This window comes from Halobacillus mangrovi (assembly GCF_002097535.1).
GTDB classification, from domain to species: Bacteria; Bacillota; Bacilli; order Bacillales; family Halobacillaceae; genus Halobacillus; species Halobacillus mangrovi_A.
On record NZ_CP020772.1, the window covers coordinates 2856672 to 2883137 of the forward strand.

The following is a 26466-nucleotide window of genomic DNA, read 5'->3' on the forward strand; positions in this document are numbered from 1 at the left end:
ACTTGAAACTGAGAAAATCTAGATCCACTCTGCTGAACCTGACAATTCTGATAAAACATCACACTATTCTGTTTTTTTAGATGAAAAAAGGGTACATTCCTGCTAAAACCAGAAAATATTTGTAACTAATTACCATTTATGCCTTCTAAAAAATCATATGGTTGCTTAAAAATGTAAAGAAGATGGTTTGGCTCTTGAATTTCCATTATTAAGCCCATTTTAGATTTCTATATAGAAGGATTAAGATTTACACTTATTTTTAGGAGGCAGACAAACGATGAGGTCTGTAGGTATAAGCTTAGTTATCCTTGCAGCTATATTCTGGGGCATTAGTGGGGGAATCGCAAATATATTAATGAACAAGGGCTGGGATCCTATTGTGATTTCCCTTTATCGAGGTACTGTTGGCTTTGTATGTTTTTTTGCATGGTTTCTTTTACGCTTTAAACAAAATTGGACCTCCTCTACTCGTTTATACATATGGTCCTTATTAGCTGGAATTGGTGTTGCAGGGAATTTCACTTTTTATTTTCTCACGATCCAAGCTTCAAGTGTGGCTATTGCTGCTACTTTAATGTACACAGCACCGGTGTTCGTCCTTGTCATCTCTTTTTTATTACGAATAGAACCTTCAACTTGGTTTAAATGGGGATGCATATCGGGTGTACTTATGGGGATTATCATGCTTACAGGTGCCTACAATACCCATTCGATATCAGTGGGTTTTATAGGGGTATCATTCGGGCTTGCTGCCGGCCTTTCCTATGCACTATTTATATTCGGATTTAAACATGCCTCCTCTATTGGAAAGCCACAGACCACCTTAACCATCGCGTTCTTTTCATTTTGTCTCATCCTTTCACTTGTAGCAGACATTGATGAAGCCGCTAGTGTGGTGACGTCAAACGACATAGGTTGGTTTCTCTTATTGGGGATCCTGGGTGCTGGAGTTTCATTTATATTTTATGTGATTGGCATTCAGTGGACTGCTCCAACTACTGCTTCAATGGTCGCTATGGTTGAGCCGGTAACAGCTTCATTATTCGGTTTCCTGCTTATCGGAGACCATTTGTCCATCATTCAACTTCTTGGAATGGTGCTCATCCTGGTTACGGTTATCGTACTTAGCGTGAAGAAGCCTCCTCACCCTCAATATGGGCAAGAACCCCTTCATTTTTGCGAACATGAAAATCGTAACTAACAGGTTGCCTAAATTGTTCAGCACTAAATGGTTGTCCAAGTGAACCTTTGTGGAATGTTTCTTTACTATATATGTATTTCGAAGATCTGGGCTATTCTAAAATAATCATTATGGTTTGACGAACTTTAATACATTTTATTAAAGTTCTTGCTGTACTGACCTACTTCGTAACTCCATAAGCGATAGCCACCTTGTAACTATCGCCCTCTAAATTTGAAGAGTCGTATTTAGATTTGTTACATGAAGGCTGATTCATAATGAAGAAAATTTCAGATACTAATTCCAATAATCGGACCCAATCCAATAATTAAAAGGATCTTAGAAACACTGATCACTACTTAATACAAAGAAAGGGACAGCTATCCTTATTGAATAATCGCCCCTTTATCTGAAAGACTCTGTATCGAGATAAACCAAGCTTTTACAAGAGAGAGTTTTGACTCACACATAAACCACGTAGGGATATCGTGTCTAGACTTTTTGTAAGTGGGTATTTTTAAAATTATTTGGATACTTCAAACCGTAGCCGAATGTTCTATCCATTCCAATGTGGGCAATCCAAATAAGACTTACTTCCAACATCAATTCTTGTTTGATAATCAGACTAAGCATGATGAGTAATAATGGGATGATATACGTATGCCCCATGTTATAAATAATTGATCCTGTTGCATTATTAATTAAGTAACCCAACATAGATATATCTGGCACAAGTAAACAAAGGAAGAATTGCCCCCAACTCCCGTTTATTTGAGCATAAAAATATACAGAAACTAGTAATACAATGAGTCCTTCAATATGCAATAATATTTTGCTCATTAAACTCCCCCCATTTCACCGACTCCTATATTTACGTAATTTAACAGATTGTGTTTCAAAATCTCGAATTAATAATCCAAAAAATCATATCTCTCAGCTTAGACATAAAGGAGGCCTAATTCATGCCGGAATATCGCCCTGTTTGTTTAAAACTCGAAATTGAATATTTAACTCAATACTCATTTGATACTAACCTTGCTATACTTTGGGCAAGTAATTCGAGACTTTCTATATGAGATTAGCTTTTAAAGGCTTCAAGTATCACCCCTTTACTTGAAGCCCCGAATTCAAGATAGCTTACCTTCTGCGAGACATTTTTTAAGTCGGTAGGTTAATGATCTACATTTTCCAACCTAATATCCATTTAGCAGGCAACTTAATACCCACATTCCTCAACGCTACAAAATATTGACCTTGGGTGTATACCTTCATTCTGAAATACGGAATTTAGGAATTCTAAATCACTTAGTTGCCCCCCCTATTTGAATTGTTACCGTATACTCAACTGTCTTTTTTCACGATATACATATGATAGCGAGTGTTGAATTCCGGGTAGTCTGTATAGCGGTCAGCAAGTACTTCCCACTCGAACTCCATCTCATCCAGCACACGCTTCAAGTATGTCTCTCTCTTTTCCCCTTGCATCATGAAAATGGCCAACACCCCACTATTTTTCAACTCTGAAGCAATACGCTGGACGAACTTCGTTTCGTTTTCGACATCCTTTTTATAAAAATGCAGCATCGAATCCAGCAGGACAATATCGTATTCCGCAGCTACTGGGTACGTGTAAACATCTCCTAATTTCCCGGTTACGTTCAACTGCTCGTCACGGGCGGCTTGATTCATTTGATCGAGCCCGACAGTGGAGACATCGACGCCTGTCACTGTGTACCTTAACCTTCCTAAGCTTAATGAATCTCTGCCTTGTCCGCATCCTAGATCAAGGACATGCCCTTTCGGCTCGTATGCCTCAAAGAATGCCACAAGTCCATGGTAGGGGTTTCCGAAATAATGCTGTTCTTGATAATGTGCATCGTAGAGTGGTTTCGTCATGATGCTCCACCGCATTCCCAATCATCCATAGCCATTTCATGGTTTATTGCAGAGGCGACTTCATACCTTTTACTCTCAGCCTTTAGCAGCGCATTCTTCCTGTCGCTGATGACGTATAAGCCCTTCACAGCCGTTTCCGCTCCTTCTATTCTATGATCCTTCATATCTCACAACTCCTTTAACACAATAAGTCTACTAAGAATTTTTTCTCGCTTGCTTAACGCTTCTCCTCTAAAAAGGACATATCCTTCTTTTAATATCTCGATCATGTGATATCTCTATAGACCAGGATTTTAAACTTGGTTAAAAAGCCAGTAATTTTTTAATATCAACCATTATGCTTAATTTCTAACACAACTTTAAGGCTGTGTTTTATTGTTCTAAATTAGAACGCTTAGCTAACTTGTGAATTAATTCACAAATATGCCACAATTGATTCCGTTCACACCGCTTTTTCGTAGTATAATAAAAGTGTAAAGATGATACCAAACACATAAACAACTTAGGTGGCTCAACCATCGCGTGTTCGTTTCCAAACGAACGAAGACACCGGCTAGTAAAGGAAAAGAACCCTTGTGTAAGGGAGAGGGAAAGTCTTTGAATAGTCAGTGATCAAGGAGAAGGTCCACAATTATATGCAGATAAAGAGTGACTTGCAAGACGATCACCCCTTGGGAAAGTCGAGTGCGGTTGAGTAGTCAAAGCAAGCGAGTCACTTTAGCAAATGCTTCATCTCTTCTTTAAAGAAAGAAGAAATGGAGGGAAATTGGACCTAATAGGAGAAGGAAACGAATACTCAAAGGAGTTGTCCTTCAAGAAAGTCTGAAATTCAAATGTGTTTAGAATCAAGGATGATTCTTACATGGTTGGGTCACCTAAGTTGTTTACCTTAGCCCTGTCACTCAAGATAGTGACAGGGCTTTTTCTTTTGAGGTCCTAATTTTTAACAAAGGGCAACGAAAGGAAAATGCAGATTCACAACGTTAAGCAATTTAGATCATAGAAAAAATGGGATCCTTTACAACGTTTAGGAATGATAGTTTAATTTGTTTATTAAGCTAAAGCCCCCGTTTGTTTAAGAATTGAATTCGAGATATCTAGGTAGTGTTCATCCTTATTTCCCTAAATGTATCTGTATGTACATACAAACTACAATCTTGGCTATATGAAAGTTCTTTTTAATCATCACAGTTGGTTACATATCTTCCATTAGGCTAAACGAATGGAGAAACTATTAGATACAGTAAACATATAATGAAACAATATGAACTATCCCGATTAATTAATTAAATGAACAGAGTATATGGAACCTGATTTTCTTTCAGGCGAATTTTTCACTTCCAGATTGGAATAAAGAGGTGTGAAAATGGATTACTTTACAGGAACGCAATCCCTTTGTCATGCATTTGCGTCAATCATCGGCGGCTACACAATCCTACCCATTTACCCATTACGCCCCAATCCCCTTTCTGCACAGTTGGTTTAGCCCAATGTATTGAGGTAGATATGTTAGGAAGATCGGCAGCTGATTCGACTATGGTAACGGATGCTTATTTTGATTTTGGGAATTTCGATACGCAAGGAAAAGCTCTTATTATTGGACGTATCCCTGTTGAGGAGCGGAACATTGCGGCAGTGACTGACCTATTGGTAAGGCAGGGGGTCGTACACAACGTTGTCCCTGGTTACTTATTTAGTAAACCAAATCTTCCAATTGTTTATGTAGCTAGTATTGAATACCCGATCTCTTTTGCCTATCGATTGTTACCTGTTTTGAATACATTGCCAGTTGGATCAGCTCATCAGCCCAATACGCCTTCTGCTTTAAATAAGAACTATACATGTAAGCAAGTAAGTGACATTCTAGGAGGTTTTTTGATCCCTTACCCACCTCAGCAGGGCTTCTGCAGTATCGCAATACCTCAACAACATCAATTAAAGAAGGGTCCGCTCTTAACATTGGACGCATCCCTGTTAAGTTTAAAGATGCAAATGTTGTAATGTCGAAATTAACACAAATTGGAATTTATTGTAATTTCGCCATAGGATTTCCTTGTAGTAAGCCTATGCTACCTTATATCTATGGCCAACAGGTTGAGGAGCCTGTTGTATTTGCTAAGAAAATTCGTCAGGTACTTTATAGCGCATGAATAATCTTCCAATAAAAAATAGTGACAGAATGATTATATTATCTTCCAGCATTAGGACCGTATTTTTCACACCCCTCAAAATTCAGTAATACATAAGAAAAACAGTCGAACTATCCAGGAATTACAAGAAGGAAAACAACCTTTTGCAGCACCTGTCCTATATTGTTGAACGAAAATGATAGACATGTTGGTAGAAACGACATCGTTTTCCTTCCTTTCTATGATAGACTCGTTTTACTCTTACTGGATGAGGAGGAAAACGATGAAGATACGACCCGTTCCACTATTCACTTCGCTAGTATTAATAACTGTACTTCTGCTACCAGCGCTACCAGTTGCTGCATCAACCGAACCTACAGCTGACGATTTAAAAGGTGCTGTCGAACTGCCTGCCAAACTCAAGCCACTTCCAGAAGCCTCAAAGAAAACGGACGAGTTACAAAAAAAATTCAATGAAATGAAAGAACAACCCTCTAATGAGGAAGGAAAGTACAAAGCATCTTCTATTTATCCTGATATTTTCCCAGAGTATGAACCTAATGATTCGATGGAGTGGGCAGACTGGGTTCCTTTTGGAAGCATGGGCATGGGGGTTTTTGACACCTATGAAGATTTGGACTTCTATCAGATGGATTTACCTTCTTCAGGAGACATCGAAATTGTTACGGTTTCTAATGAGTATGCTGACCACATTGTCCCTGTTGCCCTTCTCATCAAACCAAATGGGGAATTTATGGAAATCCTTAATCTTGAAGGGTACATAGACGAGGGAGTAAAACTCATTTACGAGACGATTGAAGGAGTGTCCTCTGGAACATATTATGTTGTAGTTTTTAATGCGGAAGATGATTATGATCCGGATGAGCCTTATTTGTTTGATGTTTACTATACAAGCGAAGCACCTTCAATAACTTTTCCAGATGTAGAGGGCACATGGGCTGAGCCTTTTGTCAATTATATGGTGGAGCAAGACCTAATGAACGGTTATCCAGATGGAACATTCGGATTGAACAAGCGGATTACGCGTGCAGAAGCCGCAGCTGTGCTTGCAAGAGAACTTGAGCTTTATCCTCAAAAATCCGATTTCCGGGATGTTTCCCAAAGTCACTGGGCTTATGAATATATCGGTGCTATGGAGAATGCTGGCATCCTATCCGGATATAAAGATGGAACATTCAGGCCAAATGCTTACCTTAGCCGTGAAGAAATGGCTGCCTTATTAGTAAAAGCTTACTTTCTTGAAGGAAGAAGCAGGGTCCAATTCTCTGATGTAAGTCCATCCCGGTGGTCCTACCCTTACATTCAAAATTTAGTAGCGAACGAGATTGTTAATGGGTATCCGGATGGTACGTTCAAACCGATGGAGAGCATCAAACGTGGAGAGTTCGCAGCGATGATGGCGAGATTGCTAAGCTATGAATTTTAGGTCATTGAAGCTCAGTTCAACAAGGACTGAGCTTCTTTTTAACGTTCATAGACTTTAATGATCACACTGCCATATCGTTCGCTACCAATAGAAGCATTTAACTTCCACATCCCACTATCTGGAAGAGACATGCTGGAAGGAACGTGGCGATCCGCTCCGCTATTCGGTTCCATTAAAGCAAGTTCCTTTAATACAGTAATCTCTTTATTCGTTTCTTTATGGATGGCTTTTACCGTCAGTTTTCCTTTAAGCTCTTCTTCATTACCCCAGAAATGCCATACATACTTTTGGACCTTACCGGGATAAAACCTCATGACTTCTGATTCATCAAAAGTAAAGCCTAGACGATCCTCTTCTCCTATGAAAGATAAGTTTTTTGACTCGAATAATGGACTCTCTTCCCAAGTAATTTCAGGTTCTGGGCTACTTGCTGACTCACTTGCCTCAGGAGTATTAACTTTTGTCTCATCGCTTTGCACATTCGAACATCCTAATAAACCATTAAAACCAACAATGATAAACACCGATACCACAATTGACTTCCAAAGCATAATCACTTCTCCTCACTCCTTAGTACGTGAGTGGTAATAAAAGCTGGGACAAGGTAACAAATTTCAGCTCTTATGAAAATTTTACCATAACATGTACGATACGTTTAATCATTCATCTATAAAAATAAGCCTCAGGGCGTAGATAAAAGTTATACCAGAGCTCGTTATGGTATGCCCTTTTTAAAACTATAATGAAAGTAGATAACTAAGGGAGCGATGATGATGAAGAAAATAATTCAGTTAGGTGTTGCTGGAATGAGTGCCGCCCTCCTTTTGACGGGTTGTCAATTCGTCCAGGCCGGAGATACGAAAAGCGAAAAAGAGTTCGTGGAACGGGACAAAGCCGATTCCTTAACTGTTGACATTGAACTGGGGATCGGTCAATTGAATGTCTCTAAAGGGACAGACGATTGGTTCGAGGGTGAATTTAAATATGATCATTCCAAACTAAAACCTGTAGTGGACTACAATCTTAAAGGCAACCAGGGCCATTTGCATATCAGTCAAGAACGGAAAAAATTTAATTTTGGCTTTGGAAAAGAAAATCATACCCGTTGGGATCTTCAATTAAATGAGAATATCCCAACTGAATTAGATATTGATACAGGTGTATCCGATTCCGACATTAACCTTTCAGGAATGACACTCGAAGATTTAGATATCGATACAGGGGTGGGTGACGTAACGATTGATCTTTCCGGTGATTGGAAAGAAAGCTTTAACGTAAGTATTGACTCTGGTGTCGGTGATACAACCATTTATATCCCGAAAGAAATCGGTGTTAAACTGAGCGCAGACAAAGGAGTCGGTGAGATCACCGTCAAGGACTTGATTGTTAAAGACGATCATACGTATGTTAACAAAGCTTATGAAGACGGTGCTGATGTAGTCATGGAAATCGACGCAGACCTTGGTGTCGGAGATATAGTAGTAACGATGAAATAGAAAGACGCTTCCCCGCGGGAAGCGTCTATATTATTACGGTGCAGGAACTGATCCCCCGGCAGCATCGTAACGTGCATAGAATTCTTGCAAAAACTGATTCGTTACAACATCATCATGAATAAACAACATGTTCTCATCATTAATCTCGTTTCCATTGGTGCTCCAATTGGTTGATCCAACAATAGCGGTAGGATCACTAGTGGGATGCGTAGCGTCAATCAACATCGTTTTTGCATGCATTTTTCGATCCTCATTATCCTCATAGACGGGAGCCGGGTTGTTCCATCTTATATTCGGGTTATTCGTAGATTCCTGGGAAGCGGTCCTACCCGTCATTTCAATAGAGGCTGACCACCACTGATTCCAAAAACTCTCATCATACACACCTCTGACATCAAACCCTGTTAAACTTCCTTCAAGATCATTGTATGAACCTTCCCATTTATTCTTCAATTCATCGACGAGAGCCTGGTCACTCCATGCAAAGATCGTGAAGTAACTGCTATAGTCCGCTTCATTTTTTACATAAGAAGTTAATTGCCCTACAGCGTCATCTCCTGCTGAGAAATACACTTCAACTTCCTTACCACCTATATTCACTGAATGAAGAGTATTATCAGTTTTTCGGCCATGGTAGTTAGAGCTAGCAGGATCAGGACTTAGACCCGTACTTCCCCACATTTCATCAAATTCTGTTTTGAACACATTTGAAAGATCCGTGGAATGAAGCTCAACAACGTGCTGGGTGTTACCGCCAAGTACGTTATTTTGCATATTTTCCTCAGAACCATAAAGTCCCGTTACCGTAAAGTTCCAGCTTCCTGTAAACACCCACTTGCCGTCAATATTTGCAAACTTATTGTGCATCTGATTTCCAGGGGAATAATAACTACCATCACTCTTTTGTTCTGCATCTACGAGCTTATAACCGGATTGTGTACCACTCCCTACACCCACAGTTTCATTATTCATACCTGTTGGTGTAGAAGGAAGGGAATACTGTTCGCGTAATGTCTGATCTTCCACAGCAAACATGATAGAATCTGAAAATACATGCACATCGTCACTTGTCCCAATGGCGTTATCCTCACCACGAACAAGTTGTTCTACATAAAGCCTCATCGTTTTATATCGCTCGGTATAATGTGGATCACTTCCATCCTTCGCATCTGCGATGACACGTACGTCAACACCTTCAGCTGCTTTGGCTACTAGGGCATCAATGACTCCCGGGAGATTGATCTCATAGGTTGCTAAATCAATGGAAGTTGTCGCATTTTGAATTCGATGAATTAAACGATCTTCTAAATTCACATTGTAGTTCGCTTCATTTCCTGCACTAGCATATTGGTCGTATGCGCACTTGTTGAAATACACGTTGATACTCCCAGGGTCTGATGATACTTGATTAAGTTGTTCACCGGGAGTACACTCATTAGATTCACTGCCTGTGGCTGGGGTACCTAATCCTTCTGTATATGTAGAGGTTGAAGTGAACCAGTTTGATGCATCAGTTCCACTTACAGTTGTATCCGTGCGCTCCATCGAAGCTTTCGTATCATTATCTCCAGCGTACCAATTATCTACAGTATCAATAACGGCTTGTCCGTCATCACGAAGCTCCAGCGTTTCACCAGAATTACTTAGTGAGCCCGAATAAATTAAGTCAGCCGTTATATCTGAAACTGTTGAATCATCTGTTCTTTCTAATAAAAAATAGCCCCCCGCAGGTATCGTTCCCGAAAGCTCAATAGCTGGAGACCCATCCACAGCATTTATTGTCCAACCATCTAAAGATATACTGGAGAATGTATTGTTATATAGCTCAATCCATTCGTCATTGTAGCTTACATTTGTGCCCATCCAAGCTACCTCACTGACTACCACATCTTGTGTACCCGCCGCTTGTGTTTTTGGTCCGTGTGGAACCAAATTGACTACAAGCGCGAAGATTAGAACAATCGCAAAACTCTTTCGAACTCTCCCCATGTTACTTCTCCTCCTTTGAATTCGTTCACAGGTATCAAATTAACACATGACAAGATTCGTTTTTTTGAATTTACCGAGAATTAATGAAAAAGAGGAAGGAAGAGGCAGTCCTTACTAAACAAAGAAGGAAATAAGATCTATACATTTCCAGCTTATGGAGAAATTATGTGAAAAAAGAATGAATCAATACTTTTCCTGACTTAACTTCCGTATTTTCTTTTTCCTCATCCAACGTTTAGTAAGGGTGTTATATGTAGTTTTGCTACTTGTGAAGTATGCTTCACTATTCTTCACGCTTTCCCTTGTGCCTTCTAAATCACTAGAACATGATTGCTTCATGAAAGAAAGCTTCTCACTCACATACAATGTAATATCAAAGACTTATGGAGGTGCACATCATGCTCCACACCGTCAAAAAAAGCGAAACGCTGACTCAAATTTCCCGAGATTACCGTACACCTCTTCAGGCCATCATCCAGGCAAATCCAACAATAAATCCGAATTTAATCTATCCAGGCCAACAGATTAGAATTCCTGGTTTTCCTGACCCGAGTGAAATACCATATAAAATCGATATTTCACTAAACCAGCGCAAGCTCAGGCTCTACAAAAATGGGGCTTTGCAAAAAGAGTACCCGATTGCAGTAGGGAAAATGCTCAGTGGTACTCCTGTCGGCAAGTACATTATCGTTAACAAAGCACCTAACCCAGGCGGACCGTTCGGCACAATGTGGATGAGTCTATCCAAACAGCATTATGGCATCCATGGAACAAACAATCCCAGTTCAATTGGCAAGGCCGTGTCTAAAGGTTGCGTTCGTATGTACAATCGTGATGTAGAGGAACTCGCACGTACGATTCCTCTCGGGACTCCCGTTTCCATTCATCCCTAATTGATTATAGGCGACCGTCCCTGCTAGCTTGAATATACCCATAACCTAGGCTTTTTGCTGTAGTAAAACACGGTATTTATTTCTCAACTTTTTCAATCGCAAGTTGACTCATTCCCCACTCTATAACTGTGTCTCCTGGTTCCCTTTGAAGAGATTGTAACTGTTCAGCCATTTCATTCAAAAAGCCGGGCTCATACCTTTCAGTAATAAACGGATGCTGCTTCCATATACGGAAATTCAAACAAAAACTCTGAGCCACCAGCTCAACAGGCGGCGACACCTTTTCTACATCATGATGAGTAATTTCTATGTTTGGGATCTCACTCAGACCGTGAAATTGCCTACCTGAATATAAGTCACCGCCGTTATGTTTGATAAGATCTGCGACGATTTCAAGGTATTGAATGATGACAGGATGGTTCGAATCTATCCAAAGATTCTCTTCCAACAGAATCTGTCCTCCACTTTGTAATTCCTCTACCCAATTTTCAACAACCCTCTTTACATCCGGTAAATGGGTCAAGAGATAACGAGCGTAAATGAGAGTAGGGGCGTCTGTTGGAAAAGGGGGTTGAGTTACATCGTGCTGGATAAAAGTAATGTTCTTGAGAGTGTTGGCTCGGGACAGATGAGAAGAAGATATGTCTATTCCCACTACTTCGTCAGGGTGGAGTTCTTCTGCGATCATTCTCGTTGTGTTCCCTGGGCCGCATCCAAGGTCAAGAGCTAAGGGTACACGTGATTTCCCTGCCTCTTTAATAAACTTTCGACTAGACGGGCCAAACATTTTATCAATAATATGTAAACGCTCTGAAGCTTCATTTGTATCCCCAAATGAATATCGACTCACACTCTCTCCTCCTTCCTAAAGCCTTTCACAGACTGTCTACTTAGTTGGACTGCTCTGCTATCGGCAATCTGTTACTCTTACTTTAACATGAAAGTTTAACATTCCCGCTACTCAGTCCATGCATTTGTTTTATAGATCTAAAAAAGGTCCTGCCCTGAACAGGACAAGAACCTCTTTCTCTACACACCGAATGTGTTTCCACCGTTCACATTGATATTCTGCCCCGTAATAAATTCTGCTTCGTCACTGCATAAAAAGCCTACAGTATTTGCAATGTCTTTCGGTTTCCCCAACTTTTTCAATGGTACGTGCTGAACATATCCTTTCGCACTTTCTTCGGTTACCTCCCCGTGTCGCTCTACCGGAATGAATCCAGGATGGACCGTATTGACGGTAATTCCGTATCCCCCTAATTCATTCGCCCATGACCTTGTCATGCCTATAACAGAAGACTTAGCCGTTACATAATTGGAAAAGTGAGGATTACCAAGCTCAACGACTTCACTTCCAATATTGATGATCCTCCCCCACTTTTTACTCTGCATTCCTCCCATCAATTCTTTTGTCAAAAGAAGAGGAGCTTTCACAGTGAAGTGCAATTGGTCGAGGTAATCCTCCCACGACACATCTTGCAGAGAAAGCTCTGGCTGAGGTCCGGTCGCATTATTGACAAGAATCGTAATCGGCTCTTGAAACAGATTTTCTGCTTCGGACGCTAATCTCTTAACTTCATCTTCTTGAGTAATATCTGCCTGGATGGCCACTGCTTCCCCGCCATCATCTATGACTAACTTTGCTTTTTCAGCGTTCCGATTGAAGTTTACAATCACCTTGTTACCTTGTTCACCTAATGTTAATGCTATAGCTTTGCCTAACCCTTTTGAGCCTCCTGTTACAAGTGCTACTTTGTTCATCAAACCTCTCCTTATTTCTGGTTTAAATAAGTTATTTCGTAAACAGACGCTGTAAGTAGTCGAGCATTTCCCTCGTCGTCGCATACAGGTACATGTGACGAACCAATGGACTCCCCTGAATAGGTAGAAAGACAACTCCCTTATATTCGATTTGTTTCACCATAATACTTGGAAGATAAGCGATTCCTACTCCCAGGGATACGAGTCCTGCCATCGCATGATAATGGCTTTCTACTATTTTGCCTTGAAAATGACGCTCGTTCCTAATAGCACGTATTTGTTCGGACAGAGGTCCCTCTGGAGGAATGATCTGTGTTTCCATCATGCATTCATCGATGGATACCTCATCCTTAGAGGCCAGATGGAACGAGACAGGAATAGCCGCAACAAACTCATCCTTAAACAATAGGGCGGAGTGTAGTGAGCCGAAAGAAGGCACATCCTGGATGATTGTTCCATCAATTTCGTCGTTTTCTAAAAGGGGAAGCAAATCTTGACTGTCATCCTTAATAGCCGTTACATAGAAGTTTGCCCGCTCAAGATTCCCATAAAACTCATGCAAGAAATACGAGCTTAAGAAAGGAGTAGATCCAAACCGAACTTTGTCATGTCCTTGATAGTGAGTGACTGTCTTTTCAATTTCGGTGAAGAGCGGCCGTAATTCTTGATATAACCCCTTTCCTTTCTCTGTTAAGTCCACTCCTCTTACCGAGCGATTAAAAAGGGCAAAGCCAAGCTCCTCCTCTAATAGTCTCATTTGCTTACTTAAGGCTGGTTGTGAAATATACAAGGTTTCAGCAGCCTTTGTAAAACTCCGCTGCTGAGCAACTTCGATAAAGTACTTTAGTTTTTGTAACACATTTCCACCTCTATCTATAACTCCAACTCATATATAAATGTAATTTATAAGGAAAAAACAAACTCTACTATAACTATAGGTTATAAAAGCATAACTAATCAATAGTACCAGTTAATACTCCTTGGTGTTTATGATGGTAGTAGAACGCAGCCACGGAGGAGGATTGGCATGAAAAACCTGTACGTTCTGTTATTTGTTTCCGTCATTTTCGAGGTCATTGGGGCTATATTTATGAAACACGCGAACGGCTTTAGTGATGTAAGGGCAAGTGTAGTGGTTGTGATTAGCTACAGCTTGGCATTAAGTCTTTATATCATCATTACAAAAAACCATGAAATTGGAAAAATTAACGCTCTCTGGTCTGGAGGAGGGACGACTCTCGTAACCATCTTAGGTATTTTAATTTTCAATGAATCAGTTACTTTTTCCAAAATGGTCGGCCTAGGAATTATCATCGTTGGAATTTGCGGGCTCACCTTAAAACCTGGAAGGAAAAAATTTATCACAAAAAGGAGTGCATGATATTGGGATATTTAATCCTTTCCTTATTATTTGCCACCTTAGGAAACATTTGCGTTAAACTATCATCGGGATTCCGGCGTTTTCTTCCGAGTACAGCATCGTTCGGGTTCATTGGGCTTTGTCTCTACTTTTTAACCTTAAGTGTCGAGACACTGGAAATTTGGATTGCTTATGCCGTTTGGTCTGGGGTTTCTATAGCTGCTACTACCTTATTTGGAATTTTTCTTTTCAATGAGGAGGCAAGCCGAAAAAAATTCATTTCCATTGGCTTAATCATCATCGGTGTAATCATCCTTTAAGAAGTTCTAAGGAGTTCGTCCTTTAGCCAGCATCCTTTATTAGCGGCAATAAAAGTTCTCATCTGTACCTGTTCGAGCACAGTCATCCTGAACGCGCCTCCCATTGATTTGTACCCTTAACACTTTGTACCACCAAAACGAAAAATAGACGAATATCACAAATGAAATCCAAGCCCATCCTTCTAATGAAAAAAAACTTGTTACCCAGTACTGTAGTTCATTTTGATCTGGTCTAGGTATTGCACCCATGACATTGATGATTCCAAAGACCGGTAGCAAGACAATCGTTACTACTGAATACGCCACCAGCTTACGTTTGACCAGCATTCGTATGGCAGTGATAAAAGTGCCGAAGAAAGCCAAATAGCACACAATTAACAACCACCCCGGAATTGTAGGGGACATGTCACCACTCCTCATTCAGATTATAGTGTAATTTTACACCCAAAGATAAATCATTACAACCACCTTCCTGAGAAGAAGAAAAAAACTCATTTATATGTACGTAATGAAGCTATAAAAACAAAACGAAGCCCGCCTCAACATCTATGGAGGCAGGCTTCGTTTTAGCTCTATTTAATAATCGTTACCGGTACAGTCGCTTCTTTTGCTACCCTTTCACTAATGCTTCCTAGCATGAATTTTTTAATGCCGCTAACACCGCGGTTTCCTATTACAATCAGATCCACATCATTATTAGAAGCAAAGTGGCTTAACCGCTTAACAGGGTCACCTTTTAACACTTCATAAAATACCGATACCCCTTTTTGACCAGCGAGTTTCTTTGCCTCTGTAAAAATTTCATGATCGCTATGCTTGGTTTTCAAGTCACTTGGAGGCTTTTCCTTTTCATTGATGTTTGCTTCATAGGCTTTAACGTCAGCCCCGCCATAATTGACACTCATATCACTACCAGAGGTTAATGAATCAAACGGATCTCTTGCCTCCTCTTTTTCTACGTGGACAACCACCAATTGAGCATGGTTTACTTTTGTTAAATCTAATGCATGTTCAAGAGCTTTCAAGCTTCCTTCGGATCCATCATAAGCCGCCATGATTTTGTTATACATCCCTTACCATCCCTTTCATTTTTTAGAAGAGCTTATTTTCTATGTACCCTTTTCTGGATTATTTTAAGTTTCTTTTTTTATGATCGGTCAATCCAGGAATGGGCTCGGATATTGAACAATGCCTGAAACCTCATCTAACGCGCCTTCCTGTAATTCTAAAGCCATAAACACTTCTTCGGACACCTCAAAAGGAGAATGGATTCCCCAATTAGAGGTTTTTTTGAACCCAAACTTCGAATAATAACCAGAGTGACCAAGGACAATAACAGATTGGTATCCATCTGTCTGCCTATCCCCTTACTTTGTTGATCCGGAAGGACTGAAACCGGAGCAAGCGCCAGAGATTCTACTTTCATTTTCTCATTTACAATTTCTAACTTGGATAAAAGCACATGCCCAACAATATGTGCATCTTCGCTAGCTGCAACAAGGGACAATTGGGGGGGTAAATGCGCTTGACCGTCTTAGCTTTGCAACGAGTTCGTGCTCATTTTGGTCGCTATATGCTTCATTTTCAAACGCAAGCCTTACTACTTTTTCCGTTACAGGGTATTCTTATATTTGTTCTACTCTAATTATAATATTCAATTACACGCCTCCCAACCATTTAAGAATAAAACCTTCTTCCTATTCGAACACTAGACAAAAGGAGGAAACAATCATGAAAATAGCGATCATCGGGGCAGGACTTTCCGGGCTTTCTTGTGCCTTGACTCTTGAAAAGCACGGGCTTTCCGCAGATCTATTTGAAAAACAGAAAGATATTGGCTATGACTTTAAAATTGCCCAATTGATGACTCCTATACTTCATGCTCCGGTGGATGATATGATTCAATTTCTTTCTGAAAAGTATGATATTCATTTAAAACCAACCACCAACATACAGAAAATTCATGTCCACTCTCCAAATGAGTCCGCGAGTGTGGAAGGGAAGCTCGGATTTATTAATATGCGCGGCAACCATAAAGAAGCTTATGAAAAACAGTTAGCCGATCAGCTAATAACGAGCCGAATCTATTGTAATCACCACGTCACTCATGAAGAAGTATCTAAAGAGTACACTCACATAGTCTTAGCCACTGGGGAGACGCTGGACACAGACCAAATCCAGCCCTTTCAGATTGATTTCAAGTCCACCATTGTAGGGGCAATCGTACGAGGAAAATTCTTACGGACTGAGGTTCATACATGGTTTGATACAGAGCTTGCCCCAAAAGGACTCGTTTACTTTCTTCCTCATTCGGAGACCCTGGGCACTCTTGTGTTAATTTATCCTCAATACGATGAAATGATGGCCAAAAAAAAAGAAACGCTATGGTCTATAGCTTTAGAACGTGCATCTTACACGCTAAAACAATCATTGACCATCGAAGAAGATTTTTCCAAAAGAGACTATGTGGTCGGAAAGTGTCAATACCCCAGAATTGGAAATACCTTTTTTACAGGAAACTGCTTTGGTGCCGTTACCCCTTTTCTAGGGTTCGGTCAGACTGGTTCAATTCTAAGTGGGATTTACGCCGCTCAGGACATGTGCGGTATCGGGAATTATGAAAAGCTTTGTAAACCGCTTTATAAAGACTATCAAGACTCGCAGGTACTTAGAAAAACAATTGAGCGTTTAAGCAATGATCAATTTGATTTCGTTACTAAAGTCCTTCGTGTAAAAGCCGTAGAAAGCATGGTCACACACAAAAACAATAAATCTTTAAAGATGCTTAGCCATTTATTAAAGCCTTTCAGCAGATAAAAGTTATCCGATCTAGTTTATCAAAATCGTTCGAATCAAACATTAAACTTAGATAGGAGGCATACCCTTATGAATAGACAAAGAGCACGAGAAATATCTGAGTCTCCAATCATGGCTAACGTTACGTACAATAACCAGCCCATCTATATCCAGCATGTTGATGATCAAAACGGTACAGCAAGAATTTACCCGCTCGATCAGCCTGAGAATGAGCAAGAAGTATCTTTGAATGAATTGCGGGAAGAGCTTCATTAATAATTAAAAATGAAAGCCATTCAAGCAAAGTTGGCTTCACTGTTTTTGCCTTAATTGTCTAAAGGAAAGCCTGTCTCGAAAGACGAGACAGGCTTTCCTTAGTTACCGCTACATTCTGACTCAGCTAATTTTTTAACTTCTGAGCAGGAATTTTAATAAAGTCTTTTCTTTACTTTTTAAATAATACTTATCGGAAAGGATGAGGGTTAAAACCCATAATCTTGATCACGGTCAGTCAGAGGGATATCATCATATTCACTCGCATCTATATTGTAAACTTCACCTGTAGCAACGCCGTTAATGATTCCATAGACTCCTGTTTCGACCGCTTTAACCAATTGACCTCTCTTCTTCTGACCATAGCTCTGAGTTTGACCAGTCACTTCAAATAAAACAGCTCCACTTCCATTTAAGGCAAAAGATCCAAGTGCTGTGCCAGGAAGATCAAGGTTTTGCGGGTAGAGGGTGATATTGTCAAACGGTGAGTTCCCTTTCACCTGTAACGCATCATAAGCGGCTACATTTAATTGCTTGGAGAACTCTTCATTGTAGGTATCCGCATACTCCCTATACTTATCGCCTTCTTCACTATTCGGGTTTGGAACAAAATCTCCTGAAATGGATAAGGTTACTTTATCGTCCGTTCCTTCTACAAAGTACTCACCCTGGTGGTGTAAATCTACAAACACATCCACTTTACCGAATTCGTTCATTAAGCCTTTATAAACATCACGTACGGTTTGTGCTTCAGGAGTAATGTACCAGCCTGGTTCGGAGGAAGTGCCAGGAAAATCCTCTGCTTGAGGTTCATAGTCAAGGTCTGGGTTAAAATCTCTATTCACATCAAATCCTGGGTTAGATGCATAATCCCAGTATTGGTTTGTGTATGTGTAATAGTTCCAAGAAGGCTCCACGCCCGATAATTGAGGAAAATCTTCTTCCACTTCGCTCCAGGATAAATCATTTCCACGGCGATTTAATTCGGTAGCATCCGGATTGATCATTGGCATAGCAACAATCGTAACTTCTTCTCTAATTCTTTGAAACTCTTCAGAATTATTCGACCCTAGCTGTTGCAGCATGTTTAATAAAGCAGCTGTTCCCGTCTTTTCATTCCCATGAATTTCACTTTGGAGAAGAATGACTTTATCTCCTGTACCTACAGTAGCTGTATAGATTTCTCTTCCTTGATTCGAGTAACCAGCCACTTCAACATCAACTAATCCGCTGCTGCTTTTTTCAATCTGCTGAAGTTTTTTACTTAACTCCGCGTGGCTGATAAAGCCTGAGATTGAATACTCCTGGTTTTCTGGTGTTCCAGGGTTTGTACCATTAGGTGCTGCATAAACCGGGCTGATTAACCCAGCTGAAAGGACAACGGAACTACATAATAAGGCTAACTTCTTCTTTTTACTCATGAATGCCCTCCTCCATTATTTTCTATTTCTAACAATTATGTACTTCTTTTTTGTTTGTTCCCTTTCCTCCATTTATCGAAAAAACAAAACATTTGTCCCATAAACCAAGATCGTGTCTGGTTCATAATCTACTTTTCCTTTACCCACCAATTAGGTTTAAAGTTGGTCATAAAAAAGAACACAGCCTCCAGCTGTGTTCTCTCTGATTTACCTTTTACGCCCGCTTCACCCAATATGCCGCTTCATTTTCTGATGGAGAAGGTGGAAATTGTTCGCCCTCTTCCAGTTTAATTTCAGTATTATCTTTACTGGAATTGCCATTCACAAGCTTGTCCACTTTATACGTACCGGTTTCTGGAGCCTTTTCACCCGTCTTAAACTGTTTGTTTGCCATGAATATGCACCTCCGAAATAATAATCAATAGTCAATTATTAGCTGCGGTCGTGAATCAGGAGTTTTGTTTAGATCCATTTCCTGGACGTCCGCCTTTTTTTCCAATCTTCTCAAAATGCTCTTCGCCATATTTCTGACTGGTAGTTTCGCCACCTTTTTGACCGATCGTTTCAAAATGCTCCTGGCTGTACTCTTGGCTAGTCGTCTTTCCACCTTTTTGGCCAATATCTTCAAAGTGTTCTTGACTATACTCTTGGCGTGTCGTTTCTCCGCCTTTTTGACCGATGTTTTCAAAGTGCTCTTGGCTGTATTCCTGGCTTACTTTTTTGCCGCCCTTTTGGCCGATCTCTTCAAAATGTTCTTGATCGTATTTTCGTGCTGTTTTCTCTCCACCTTTACGACCTGCCTCTTCTCTTGTCATACTGCTTTGATTTTTATTTACCATTTCGACTAACCTCCTTTTAATATAACGTTTTACATAAATACAGTTTCTCGAGTACAGTACGTTCAAACCAATTTTTCCATTAAATGCCTATTCATAAACTAATTGTAATATTTGCAAAGTGATTGATAACTTAGCGAATATCTTTTTCCTAAAAGATGGTCCCATTTTCTTATGAAAATGTTTAGATCGCCTGATTAGAGGTTCGGAATATTTACCATTAGTGCCCTTTACCTGGTATTCGGTCTTGGATATGAAGTACTTTTATCAGTGTTATCTTTCTAAGCATTGTGCTCATTACCTTGTCTTACTCAGCTGGAGGCCGAATCGTGCTTCCACACCTGCAAACAATGAATTTAAGTACCGTTACTAAAATTGAACGGCCACCTTGCTGTACGAAGTTGGCCATTTTCTAGTGTTACTTTATGTGTTCAATATCCACTTTTACAGGCTGAATATCTAAATACACATCAATATAAGAGTAATCATCTTTGTTTCCATCTTGGTATCCCCAAAAGCCTTCGGTATCTTTTCCTTTCTTAAACGTCAACTCAAAACCTTTTCCTTCATGAAAGCTATAACTCTTCACTTCTTGTTCTTTTTCATTATCCAGTAGCGTATAGGATAAAAAGTTTCCTAACATAGGGTGAGGAGTCAAGACACCAGAGTGCGGAGCTGCTTCATAGTAAAAATATTCATAGTCTGTAGTTGAAACTTTGTGGTCACTAATTGAAGTTTCCTTCGAATTTAAATCAAGTAGATCCCCTGAGGTTAACCATGACAACCGGATGTCTTGATAACTCGATGGAGACGAACCCGGCTGTTTAGCTTCTGCTAAATCAATTACGGAAACGCCGCCTCTTCCTACTACTTCGACGCTTTGTTTGTTGCTATCAAAAATCAAGGCTGTATCCTCGTCGATTCCATAAGAATATTCTCTTTCTTCCCCGTGAGCGGCGGTTGTAGCGATTAGCCTGCCCAGCCGCGCTTTGTTATCAAAGTGCTGGTCAATAATCCCATAAGGAAAGAAACCTAATCCTTTCTCCAGATAAGAAGGGCCGCCTTCTTGCTGAGACATGCTGTCATAGGTCTCAGTGAAGCCTTTAGCTAGGGTATCGAAGCTTCCCCCTCCAGCAATCATCACATCACTCATTATAGCTGCACCGGCACTTGTCCCCCCTAAGACAGCCCCGTTTTCATAGATTTCCCACAAACTCTCAAGCACCTTCGACTTAGACCCATCTTCATTCAACAGCGTTGCGGTGATATCGGTCTGGTCACCGCCAACAAACCAAACGCCGTCATAATCTAGTACTTTTTCTGCTAGTTTTCTATCATTTTTATTGTCCATCCAACTGGATTCATCTTCTTCCGTCCCTTTAAAATCATGATTTGATAACGGCAGAATATCTATATTCGTTTCATTAATTCCATAGGAACCCAAATCTTTCATGAAAGCGTGGGAAGATTTGAGACTCGAACTTGCCGATGGAATGATCGCATACTTCGCACCTTCTCCAGCTCTCTCTATGAAGGCATCGTAAACTTCTTTATTTGAGCTTCCCAGCGCTCCTCCTGCCATCACTAAGCTGCCTTTCGTGTCAGGCGTATAGGTAGAATTCGGGGGAGTAAACATTGATTTTTGATAATCCTTGAATAGTTGATCACTTTCCTCGAAATCAATCTCAATAGGCTCGACATGCATGTTTACATGAAGGAGAGAATAGGAATCTTTTTGTCCATCTTGATAGCCCCAGAATCCTTCGCTATTCTCATCTTGATCAAAAGTGAGCTCGAATCCATCACCTTGGCTATCATAAAGATAACTGTATACTTCATTGACCGCCTTATTGTCTACCAATGAATAAGAAAGATAGTTTGGCAAAGTACCATAGGAACTCAGCACTCCAGTAGCAGGGAGTGGATCGAAATTGTAATACTCATAGCCATTTGTCGTTACCTTATCCTCCTGTATGATGTAGTTTTTCTCATCGACTTGATAACGATCACCTGCGGAAAGATAGCTAATATCTAAATCTTTTATTTCTTCTCCATTCGATTGTGCATCCGATGGATCTACAACAGTCACTGTGCTTCGGCCAATGACCTCAATTGTTTGTTCTTGATTGTCGACGACGATGGCTGTGTCCTCATCAATGCCATAGGCTAATTGATTTTTTTCATATTTTAATGCAGTGGCCGCTAGCCTTCCTAACCGCGAACGCTCATTAAAATGCTGGTCTACAATTCCCCATTGAAAGAACCCTAATCCCTTTTCTAAGTAGACAGGAGCATATTCAGCCTCAGGATTCGAAATATCCTCTTCTACAAATTCTTGATGAAAGCCGCCTAAGCTATCTCCTCCAGTTATCATAACGTCACTCATAATTGCAGCTCCGGCACTTGTTCCACCTAGAACTGCTCCATCTCTATAAATCTCCCAAATCGCCTCTAAGGCTTTTGTTTGTTTACAATTTTTCTTCAAAAGTGTATCGGTAATTTTTAACTGATCGCCACCAACAAACCAGATGCCCGTCAGTCCTTTGATCTGATCGACGGATTCGTTCTTTTGTACATTACTCTTCCATTTACTTTCGTTTTCATCTGTCCCTTTAAAGTCATGAGATGAAAGCGGTAGAATTTCAATCGATGCTTCACCTACACCATATGACATTAAGTCTTCCTTGAATTTTTGAGTCGATTTTAAAGAACTTGATGCTGCGGGAATGATTCCTATCTTGGCGTGATCTTTTCCGCCTGAAAGCTCGATGAACTCTTGATAGACTTCTGAGTTACTGCTGCCTAGAGCCCCGCCAACAATTACAAGATTCCCTTTAATGCCCCCCTCTTCTTTCTCTGCATGCGTAACCCCAGACTGAGATCCTACTACTAATAAAACGCTCAGCAAAAGAAATAACCACTTCCTCATCTACCATTCTCCTCTCTACTTTTGTTTCACACCTGTATCATGCAATTATTATGCCAACTTTAATTCACTGAATATACGGTATATTAATCGTTATATGGTGGAATTTGGTTATTAATTAACTCTCTATTTAAAACCAATAACTATTAAATTCCCCAGGAAATGAATTTGAAGAGAAAGTATACTTTCTGTAATCAGACAAATGTATTATTTTTCAAAAATATGGTTTTATTATGTAATTTTCTGGATATATAGCTTATGTGCGCACATCAATTACAAAAAAAGGAAAGGAAGGATGAAAATAATGGCTGATCGTTATAAGACAGGTGAAAAAGCTCCAGAAAAAGGAACATACAAATTCGACGGTTTAGTAGAGGGTGGAAATGAGAGCAACATTACTGAGGATGAAAAACATATTGAATTAAGCAATGGAGATACATTCCCTCCTCTTCGCTCTAATAAAGAAGCCGCTTATTGGAAGAAATCCAACTAAGCTGTGATTATAAAAAAGGTCCTGAGCACTATTGTGCTCAGGACCTTTTAAGTTTCTTGCATTTTATTAAGTTTTATTGTTCCCACCGTGAAGCAGTTTAAATTTCGCTGCTTTTTTCTCATCTGGATGCCGATCAAATGCCACAATGGTGGCTCCTGTACCGATTGTAAGCGAACCGTCCGCTTCTACCAAAAATAGAGTGCCTGCCTTATTAACTTTAATCGACTGGACATTATGCTTGGCAAAAACCTCCTGCAAATCTTCAATCAGCTCTCTTTTACCGTACGTGAATGCCATTTGGTATTCATCTCCCTATGATCCATTCTATTAGTTATAGAGTATGTAAATAGAGAGAGAATAATACTTACTTTATTGCACGAAAGTGATTACCAAATAACAAAAAACACTTGAATCAAACGAGATTCAAGCGTATCTATAATAAAATTCTAGTTACGAAATAATGAAAGAAGTTTTTCAAAGAAACCACCCTCTGACTTACGTTTAACAGCTTCTTCTAATCGTTGATTATAGTCATTCTGCAAACGCCATTCCTTTTTCTGCTCCTCCCTCATTAGTTGCATTTCTTCCTGGAGGCTCTCACTTTTATCCCTTTCCTGTTCAAGTAGCTGTTCATAATAATTTTCTTGCTGTTTTGTCATCTTTTCAAGCTTAGCCTGGGTTTTTTGAGCCGAGTTTCCGACACCGGCACTAATGACATGGTGGTCTTGTTGGAGACGGGATACCGTTGTTTTCAGCTCTGCCATATCGTTTTGGAGTTGGACGTTCATTTCACGCGAAGCGGCAAGCTCTTGGGAGATAAGCTTCAAGAACTCTCTCAACTGTTCATTGTCTTGGAGGGATTGGTCATATGTATCGGATACCGCTACTTCGTTTTGACCCGGATTCTCCAACCTGCTTTTCTGTTGTTCTACCAGTTCTCTTGCTATATCGTCTAAGGGCTTGTCCGTATCGCGTATCGCTATGAGCGCTTCGATATCGGACTGTACAAAGATGCGGCGGTCGCGATCTTTGAAGAACTCATATCCATATCTTTCAAGAATTTGACCGTACTTTCTTACCGTAGGCGTCGCAATGCCTACTTCTTCGGCCACTTCCTTGGAAGAAAAAGCTCTCTCATTTGGTTTTATATCGTGTCGCATATCGGACCTCCTTTTCCCTTAAATATGAAGGTTACACGACAATTTTGCAAGCCTATATTACTATCCGATATAAAAAAGAGTCGAAAAGCCCATACCTCATGGTGCATATTTATGGATGCGCTTACCACATGCTGTTTTTTCGCAAGTTTTAGAACCTGCTTTTCCTTTTATATCCTTACGTTTCATGGGGTATTACAAACTTACGCTCACCATGATCTTGGAGAGCGTTTGCGAAATAGAGTCACTTAACAATAGTCGATTAATCCTTCCATATAAAAGTGCTCTCTGTCTCCATCGATACATTTGGATGCTCCTTAAGCTCTTCTACTAACTGAAAAAGTGCATCATCTTTCTGCTTCGCTTCAATCATACAATCAATTGTCCCCGTAGAACCATTGACTTTTTTCACGAAGTCGAGGAACATCTCAACATCTACAAAATCTGCATGGCTCTTAAATTCTTTTTTATTCTTCGGACTCGAGATGTGCATTTTAACTGGCAGCGGGGAGTGAGACCACGTACCTACTACTCTCTCCCAATAATCTTCCCACGCTTCTCCATTATGATTGGCAAGGTGATGATGGAGATCAAAGACAAGAGGAATATTCAACTTCTCACAGACGTACAAACAATTCTCCAACGTGTACGACGTATCGTCATTTTCGATCATCACAACTTTTTGGATCCCCTTAGGCACTAGCGACCAGTTATCAATAAAACGTTCAAGAGATTTTTCTTTATCTGCATACCGTCCTCCTAAATGAAACACACAGCGGTGAGTCGGATCAATGCCCATCTCATGAAGTAAAAGATAATGGTATTTCAACACTTTTACAGACGCTTTAAATATTTCTTGATCAGGAGAATTTAACACTACAAAATGGTCTGGATGAAAGTCCAGACGCATCCGGTTCTCTTCTGCGTAGTCCCCGAGACTTTTAAGGTCTTCTTTAATGGGGGATACATAGTCCCACCCTTGTAATTCTTCATGAGTAGCGAGCGGTACCAGCCTTGAACTCAATCGAAAGAATTTAATGTCGTGGGCTTTGTTGTGCTTGAGCAATCGTAAACAGCTATGGATATTTGCTTTTGCAATTCTTTCAAGCTTTCTTATTGCCGCTTCAGGATCGCGAATTTTGGTAAACGTTTTATATGTCATAGTTTGAGATGGGGAAGCATTTTGAAGGTTTACACTCATCGCTACATATCCAAGTCTGAATAATGTCATAACCAATCACCCGATTCGTGTTTTTCTTAGTGTGGTCCAACGGTGTTTTTGTTATGTAAATCAAGACCATATCTTATTGTTGTTATAAACTAGGCTGATACGATTGATCTCGCACCACAACCGTTTCCGGCACTATTTTCACCAATATGTTGTGACCTCCTAATTCTTTGAACATAGGGTCCCACTTTTCTTCATCTGAACCCAGATAGCGCACGAGCAAACGTCTAGTGATTCCCCAATCAAATGGTTTGATCGTTGCTTTTCCTCTAAATCCTGCATGAAGAACCTTCCCTGTTAAAGGATCAAGTTCCACAATTCCTACTGCACACTTAGGGTTGTTTTCTAACCGGCCAGTAAAGCTGTCTGTTGCAGGTGTACCGATAATCCATAAGCATTCCTCTTCCCAATGAAACCATACGGGGGATTCTTTAGGTCCTTCCTCTGATGAAGTGGCTAAATGAGCGAATAAAGGTTTCTTTAGGAAATCATTTAAATCAAAGCTTCTTTCCCCTCTAATTATTTTCAACAAATTCACCTCTCTTTACAACATTACACAGAGTTGTACAAACCTTTTTCATTCTGCCATCGGGGTGATAGCGATTGGTATGGGCTCGAAAATAATGCCTGGCTCCGGTATAGGTGGTGTACCAAAGATTCGCTATAATCACATACTCCTTTTTTGAGTAGGAAGTACACTCTATAGGGTGAAAGGAGGTGCCAAAAACCGGATCTGTTAATTCGGCTACTCCCAAGCTTTTCTTCTCATCAAGCCATATCGTTAGTGGTCGAGGCATATTATTTACTTCCCTTCTAACACATATTTAATAGTACTTAGGTTGATCATACAAATCCGAGAAGA

Annotated in this window: 28 protein-coding genes and 1 pseudogene; 10 read left to right on the forward strand and 19 right to left on the reverse strand. The window is 40.2% G+C overall.

What is annotated here, in order from left to right:
* The first annotated feature begins 277 nt into the window (after positions 1 to 277).
* Positions 278 to 1201 (forward strand): DMT family transporter, encoded by a 924-nt coding sequence (locus HM131_RS14140; protein WP_085030379.1) that lies wholly within the window; start codon positions 278 to 280, stop codon positions 1199 to 1201.
* 471 nt (positions 1202 to 1672) lie between these two features.
* On the opposite strand, the gene HM131_RS14145 is transcribed toward HM131_RS14140, so the two are convergent.
* The 3 genes from HM131_RS14145 to HM131_RS20755 form a co-directional block, all read right to left on the reverse strand.
* On the reverse strand, positions 1673 to 2020 hold the full coding sequence (locus tag HM131_RS14145) for a DUF4260 domain-containing protein (protein ID WP_085030380.1): 348 nt from the start codon (positions 2018 to 2020) through the stop codon (positions 1673 to 1675).
* A 501-nt stretch (positions 2021 to 2521) separates the two neighbouring features.
* Positions 2522 to 3076, reverse strand: a complete 555-nt coding sequence (locus HM131_RS14150) for a class I SAM-dependent methyltransferase (RefSeq protein ID WP_085030381.1) — start codon at positions 3074 to 3076, stop codon at positions 2522 to 2524.
* Positions 3073 to 3240 (reverse strand): hypothetical protein, encoded by a 168-nt coding sequence (locus HM131_RS20755; RefSeq protein WP_157130835.1) that lies wholly within the window; start codon positions 3238 to 3240, stop codon positions 3073 to 3075. Before HM131_RS20755 ends, HM131_RS14150 begins: the two co-directional genes overlap by 4 nt.
* A gap of 1342 nt (positions 3241 to 4582) precedes the next feature.
* Here HM131_RS20755 and HM131_RS14155 point away from each other — a divergent pair.
* On the forward strand, positions 4583 to 5077 hold the full coding sequence (locus HM131_RS14155) for a hypothetical protein (RefSeq protein WP_085030382.1): 495 nt from the start codon (positions 4583 to 4585) through the stop codon (positions 5075 to 5077).
* Between the two features lie 411 nt (positions 5078 to 5488).
* Complete coding sequence (locus tag HM131_RS14160; protein ID WP_198162637.1) at positions 5489 to 6652, forward strand: S-layer homology domain-containing protein; 1164 nt, start codon at positions 5489 to 5491, stop codon at positions 6650 to 6652.
* 38 nt (positions 6653 to 6690) lie between these two features.
* Here the strand turns inward: HM131_RS14160 and HM131_RS14165 are convergent, their stop codons facing one another.
* Positions 6691 to 7203 (reverse strand): hypothetical protein, encoded by a 513-nt coding sequence (locus tag HM131_RS14165; RefSeq protein ID WP_085030384.1) that lies wholly within the window; start codon positions 7201 to 7203, stop codon positions 6691 to 6693.
* Positions 7204 to 7425: 222 nt separating this feature from the next.
* Between HM131_RS14165 and HM131_RS14170 the strand changes: the two genes are divergently transcribed.
* A complete protein-coding gene (locus HM131_RS14170) occupies positions 7426 to 8148 on the forward strand; it encodes a toast rack family protein (RefSeq protein WP_198162638.1) in 723 nt (240 codons plus the stop codon).
* 33 nt (positions 8149 to 8181) lie between these two features.
* Here the strand turns inward: HM131_RS14170 and HM131_RS14175 are convergent, their stop codons facing one another.
* Complete coding sequence (locus HM131_RS14175; RefSeq protein WP_085030386.1) at positions 8182 to 10137, reverse strand: phospholipase D-like domain-containing protein; 1956 nt, start codon at positions 10135 to 10137, stop codon at positions 8182 to 8184.
* Between the two features lie 398 nt (positions 10138 to 10535).
* Here HM131_RS14175 and HM131_RS14180 point away from each other — a divergent pair, with 398 nt between their 5' ends.
* Positions 10536 to 11030, forward strand: a complete 495-nt coding sequence (locus HM131_RS14180) for a L,D-transpeptidase family protein (RefSeq protein WP_085030387.1) — start codon at positions 10536 to 10538, stop codon at positions 11028 to 11030.
* 76 nt (positions 11031 to 11106) lie between these two features.
* On the opposite strand, the gene HM131_RS14185 is transcribed toward HM131_RS14180, so the two are convergent.
* The 3 genes from HM131_RS14185 to HM131_RS14195 form a co-directional block, all read right to left on the reverse strand.
* On the reverse strand, positions 11107 to 11880 hold the full coding sequence (locus tag HM131_RS14185) for a class I SAM-dependent methyltransferase (RefSeq protein WP_085030388.1): 774 nt from the start codon (positions 11878 to 11880) through the stop codon (positions 11107 to 11109).
* A 179-nt stretch (positions 11881 to 12059) separates the two neighbouring features.
* Positions 12060 to 12794 carry an SDR family oxidoreductase gene (locus HM131_RS14190; protein ID WP_085030389.1) on the reverse strand — a complete coding sequence of 245 codons (735 nt, stop codon included), beginning with the start codon at positions 12792 to 12794 and terminating at the stop codon, positions 12060 to 12062.
* 31 nt (positions 12795 to 12825) lie between these two features.
* Positions 12826 to 13653 (reverse strand): LysR family transcriptional regulator, encoded by an 828-nt coding sequence (locus tag HM131_RS14195; RefSeq protein ID WP_085030390.1) that lies wholly within the window; start codon positions 13651 to 13653, stop codon positions 12826 to 12828.
* A 168-nt stretch (positions 13654 to 13821) separates the two neighbouring features.
* On the opposite strand from HM131_RS14195, the gene HM131_RS14200 reads away from it, so the two are divergent.
* Positions 13822 to 14175, forward strand: a complete 354-nt coding sequence (locus HM131_RS14200) for a DMT family transporter (protein WP_085030391.1) — start codon at positions 13822 to 13824, stop codon at positions 14173 to 14175.
* Positions 14172 to 14474 (forward strand): DMT family transporter, encoded by a 303-nt coding sequence (locus HM131_RS14205; RefSeq protein ID WP_232324794.1) that lies wholly within the window; start codon positions 14172 to 14174, stop codon positions 14472 to 14474. The genes HM131_RS14200 and HM131_RS14205 overlap by 4 nt, the downstream gene beginning before the upstream one ends.
* Before the next feature lie 39 nt (positions 14475 to 14513).
* Here the strand turns inward: HM131_RS14205 and HM131_RS14210 are convergent, their stop codons facing one another.
* From HM131_RS14210 to HM131_RS20960, 3 genes and pseudogenes are all read right to left on the reverse strand, one after another.
* Positions 14514 to 14879: a hypothetical protein gene (locus HM131_RS14210; RefSeq protein WP_085030393.1), complete on the reverse strand. Its 366-nt coding sequence runs from the start codon at positions 14877 to 14879 to the stop codon at positions 14514 to 14516.
* A gap of 167 nt (positions 14880 to 15046) precedes the next feature.
* Positions 15047 to 15544, reverse strand: coding sequence for a universal stress protein (locus HM131_RS14215; RefSeq protein ID WP_085030394.1), 498 nt, complete (start codon positions 15542 to 15544; stop codon positions 15047 to 15049).
* Between the two features lie 87 nt (positions 15545 to 15631).
* Positions 15632 to 16132, reverse strand: a pseudogene (locus HM131_RS20960) (GNAT family N-acetyltransferase).
* A gap of 73 nt (positions 16133 to 16205) precedes the next feature.
* Between HM131_RS20960 and HM131_RS14225 the strand changes: the two are divergent.
* Both HM131_RS14225 and HM131_RS14230 read left to right on the forward strand, forming a co-directional pair.
* On the forward strand, positions 16206 to 17291 hold the full coding sequence (locus HM131_RS14225) for an NAD(P)-binding protein (protein ID WP_085030395.1): 1086 nt from the start codon (positions 16206 to 16208) through the stop codon (positions 17289 to 17291).
* Positions 17292 to 17360: 69 nt separating this feature from the next.
* Positions 17361 to 17546, forward strand: coding sequence for a small acid-soluble spore protein H (locus HM131_RS14230; protein ID WP_085030396.1), 186 nt, complete (start codon positions 17361 to 17363; stop codon positions 17544 to 17546).
* A 206-nt stretch (positions 17547 to 17752) separates the two neighbouring features.
* Here HM131_RS14230 and HM131_RS14235 read toward each other — a convergent pair whose 3' ends face one another.
* The 4 genes from HM131_RS14235 to HM131_RS14250 all read right to left on the reverse strand — a co-directional run bounded on the left by HM131_RS14235 (position 17753) and on the right by HM131_RS14250 (position 22729).
* Positions 17753 to 18964, reverse strand: coding sequence for a M14 family zinc carboxypeptidase (locus HM131_RS14235; RefSeq protein WP_085030397.1), 1212 nt, complete (start codon positions 18962 to 18964; stop codon positions 17753 to 17755).
* 214 nt (positions 18965 to 19178) lie between these two features.
* Complete coding sequence (locus tag HM131_RS14240; RefSeq protein ID WP_085030398.1) at positions 19179 to 19358, reverse strand: YjzC family protein; 180 nt, start codon at positions 19356 to 19358, stop codon at positions 19179 to 19181.
* 55 nt (positions 19359 to 19413) lie between these two features.
* Entirely contained in the window at positions 19414 to 19803 is a 390-nt protein-coding gene (locus HM131_RS14245) for a glucose starvation-inducible protein B (protein ID WP_085030399.1), read from the reverse strand.
* A gap of 415 nt (positions 19804 to 20218) precedes the next feature.
* Positions 20219 to 22729 carry a cyanophycinase gene (locus HM131_RS14250; protein ID WP_085030400.1) on the reverse strand — a complete coding sequence of 837 codons (2511 nt, stop codon included), beginning with the start codon at positions 22727 to 22729 and terminating at the stop codon, positions 20219 to 20221.
* 301 nt (positions 22730 to 23030) lie between these two features.
* Here HM131_RS14250 and HM131_RS14255 point away from each other — a divergent pair, with 301 nt between their 5' ends.
* Entirely contained in the window at positions 23031 to 23219 is a 189-nt protein-coding gene (locus tag HM131_RS14255; protein WP_085030401.1) for a YjzC family protein, read from the forward strand.
* A 66-nt stretch (positions 23220 to 23285) separates the two neighbouring features.
* Here HM131_RS14255 and HM131_RS14260 read toward each other — a convergent pair whose 3' ends face one another.
* From HM131_RS14260 to HM131_RS14275, 4 genes are all read right to left on the reverse strand, one after another.
* Positions 23286 to 23516 carry a hypothetical protein gene (locus tag HM131_RS14260; RefSeq protein ID WP_085030402.1) on the reverse strand — a complete coding sequence of 77 codons (231 nt, stop codon included), beginning with the start codon at positions 23514 to 23516 and terminating at the stop codon, positions 23286 to 23288.
* A 149-nt stretch (positions 23517 to 23665) separates the two neighbouring features.
* Positions 23666 to 24379, reverse strand: coding sequence for a hypothetical protein (locus HM131_RS14265; protein ID WP_085030403.1), 714 nt, complete (start codon positions 24377 to 24379; stop codon positions 23666 to 23668).
* Between the two features lie 259 nt (positions 24380 to 24638).
* Positions 24639 to 25607, reverse strand: a complete 969-nt coding sequence (uvsE, locus tag HM131_RS14270) for a UV DNA damage repair endonuclease UvsE (protein WP_085030404.1) — start codon at positions 25605 to 25607, stop codon at positions 24639 to 24641.
* A gap of 82 nt (positions 25608 to 25689) precedes the next feature.
* Entirely contained in the window at positions 25690 to 26133 is a 444-nt protein-coding gene (locus HM131_RS14275) for a pyridoxamine 5'-phosphate oxidase family protein (protein ID WP_198162639.1), read from the reverse strand.
* Positions 26134 to 26466: the final 333 nt, after the last annotated feature.

Bases quoted from the DNA above. Each gene is read 5' to 3' on its own strand.
- HM131_RS14175 (WP_085030386.1), bottom strand. From the start codon at position 10,137: ATGGGGAGAGTTCGAAAGAGTTTTGCGATTGTTCTAATCTTCGCGCTT.
- HM131_RS14145 (WP_085030380.1), bottom strand. From the start codon at position 2,020: ATGAGCAAAATATTATTGCATATTGAAGGACTCATTGTATTACTAGTT.
- HM131_RS14155 (WP_085030382.1), top strand. From the start codon at position 4,583: ATGTTAGGAAGATCGGCAGCTGATTCGACTATGGTAACGGATGCTTAT.
- HM131_RS14200 (WP_085030391.1), top strand. From the start codon at position 13,822: ATGAAAAACCTGTACGTTCTGTTATTTGTTTCCGTCATTTTCGAGGTC.
- uvsE (WP_085030404.1), bottom strand. From the start codon at position 25,607: ATGACATTATTCAGACTTGGATATGTAGCGATGAGTGTAAACCTTCAA.
- HM131_RS14230 (WP_085030396.1), top strand. From the start codon at position 17,361: ATGAATAGACAAAGAGCACGAGAAATATCTGAGTCTCCAATCATGGCT.
- HM131_RS14180 (WP_085030387.1), top strand. From the start codon at position 10,536: ATGCTCCACACCGTCAAAAAAAGCGAAACGCTGACTCAAATTTCCCGA.
- HM131_RS14260 (WP_085030402.1), bottom strand. From the start codon at position 23,516: ATGGCATTCACGTACGGTAAAAGAGAGCTGATTGAAGATTTGCAGGAG.
- HM131_RS14150 (WP_085030381.1), bottom strand. From the start codon at position 3,076: ATGACGAAACCACTCTACGATGCACATTATCAAGAACAGCATTATTTC.
- HM131_RS14165 (WP_085030384.1), bottom strand. From the start codon at position 7,203: ATGCTTTGGAAGTCAATTGTGGTATCGGTGTTTATCATTGTTGGTTTT.
- HM131_RS14240 (WP_085030398.1), bottom strand. From the start codon at position 19,358: ATGGCAAACAAACAGTTTAAGACGGGTGAAAAGGCTCCAGAAACCGGT.
- HM131_RS14215 (WP_085030394.1), bottom strand. From the start codon at position 15,544: ATGTATAACAAAATCATGGCGGCTTATGATGGATCCGAAGGAAGCTTG.
- HM131_RS14205 (WP_232324794.1), top strand. From the start codon at position 14,172: ATGATATTGGGATATTTAATCCTTTCCTTATTATTTGCCACCTTAGGA.
- HM131_RS14210 (WP_085030393.1), bottom strand. From the start codon at position 14,879: ATGTCCCCTACAATTCCGGGGTGGTTGTTAATTGTGTGCTATTTGGCT.
- HM131_RS14235 (WP_085030397.1), bottom strand. From the start codon at position 18,964: ATGAGTAAAAAGAAGAAGTTAGCCTTATTATGTAGTTCCGTTGTCCTT.
- HM131_RS14245 (WP_085030399.1), bottom strand. From the start codon at position 19,803: ATGGTAAATAAAAATCAAAGCAGTATGACAAGAGAAGAGGCAGGTCGT.
- HM131_RS14170 (WP_198162638.1), top strand. From the start codon at position 7,426: ATGAAGAAAATAATTCAGTTAGGTGTTGCTGGAATGAGTGCCGCCCTC.
- HM131_RS20755 (WP_157130835.1), bottom strand. From the start codon at position 3,240: ATGAAGGATCATAGAATAGAAGGAGCGGAAACGGCTGTGAAGGGCTTA.
- HM131_RS14140 (WP_085030379.1), top strand. From the start codon at position 278: ATGAGGTCTGTAGGTATAAGCTTAGTTATCCTTGCAGCTATATTCTGG.
- HM131_RS14225 (WP_085030395.1), top strand. From the start codon at position 16,206: ATGAAAATAGCGATCATCGGGGCAGGACTTTCCGGGCTTTCTTGTGCC.
- HM131_RS14250 (WP_085030400.1), bottom strand. From the start codon at position 22,729: ATGAGGAAGTGGTTATTTCTTTTGCTGAGCGTTTTATTAGTAGTAGGA.
- HM131_RS14255 (WP_085030401.1), top strand. From the start codon at position 23,031: ATGGCTGATCGTTATAAGACAGGTGAAAAAGCTCCAGAAAAAGGAACA.
- HM131_RS14190 (WP_085030389.1), bottom strand. From the start codon at position 12,794: ATGAACAAAGTAGCACTTGTAACAGGAGGCTCAAAAGGGTTAGGCAAA.
- HM131_RS14265 (WP_085030403.1), bottom strand. From the start codon at position 24,379: ATGCGACACGATATAAAACCAAATGAGAGAGCTTTTTCTTCCAAGGAA.
- HM131_RS14160 (WP_198162637.1), top strand. From the start codon at position 5,489: ATGAAGATACGACCCGTTCCACTATTCACTTCGCTAGTATTAATAACT.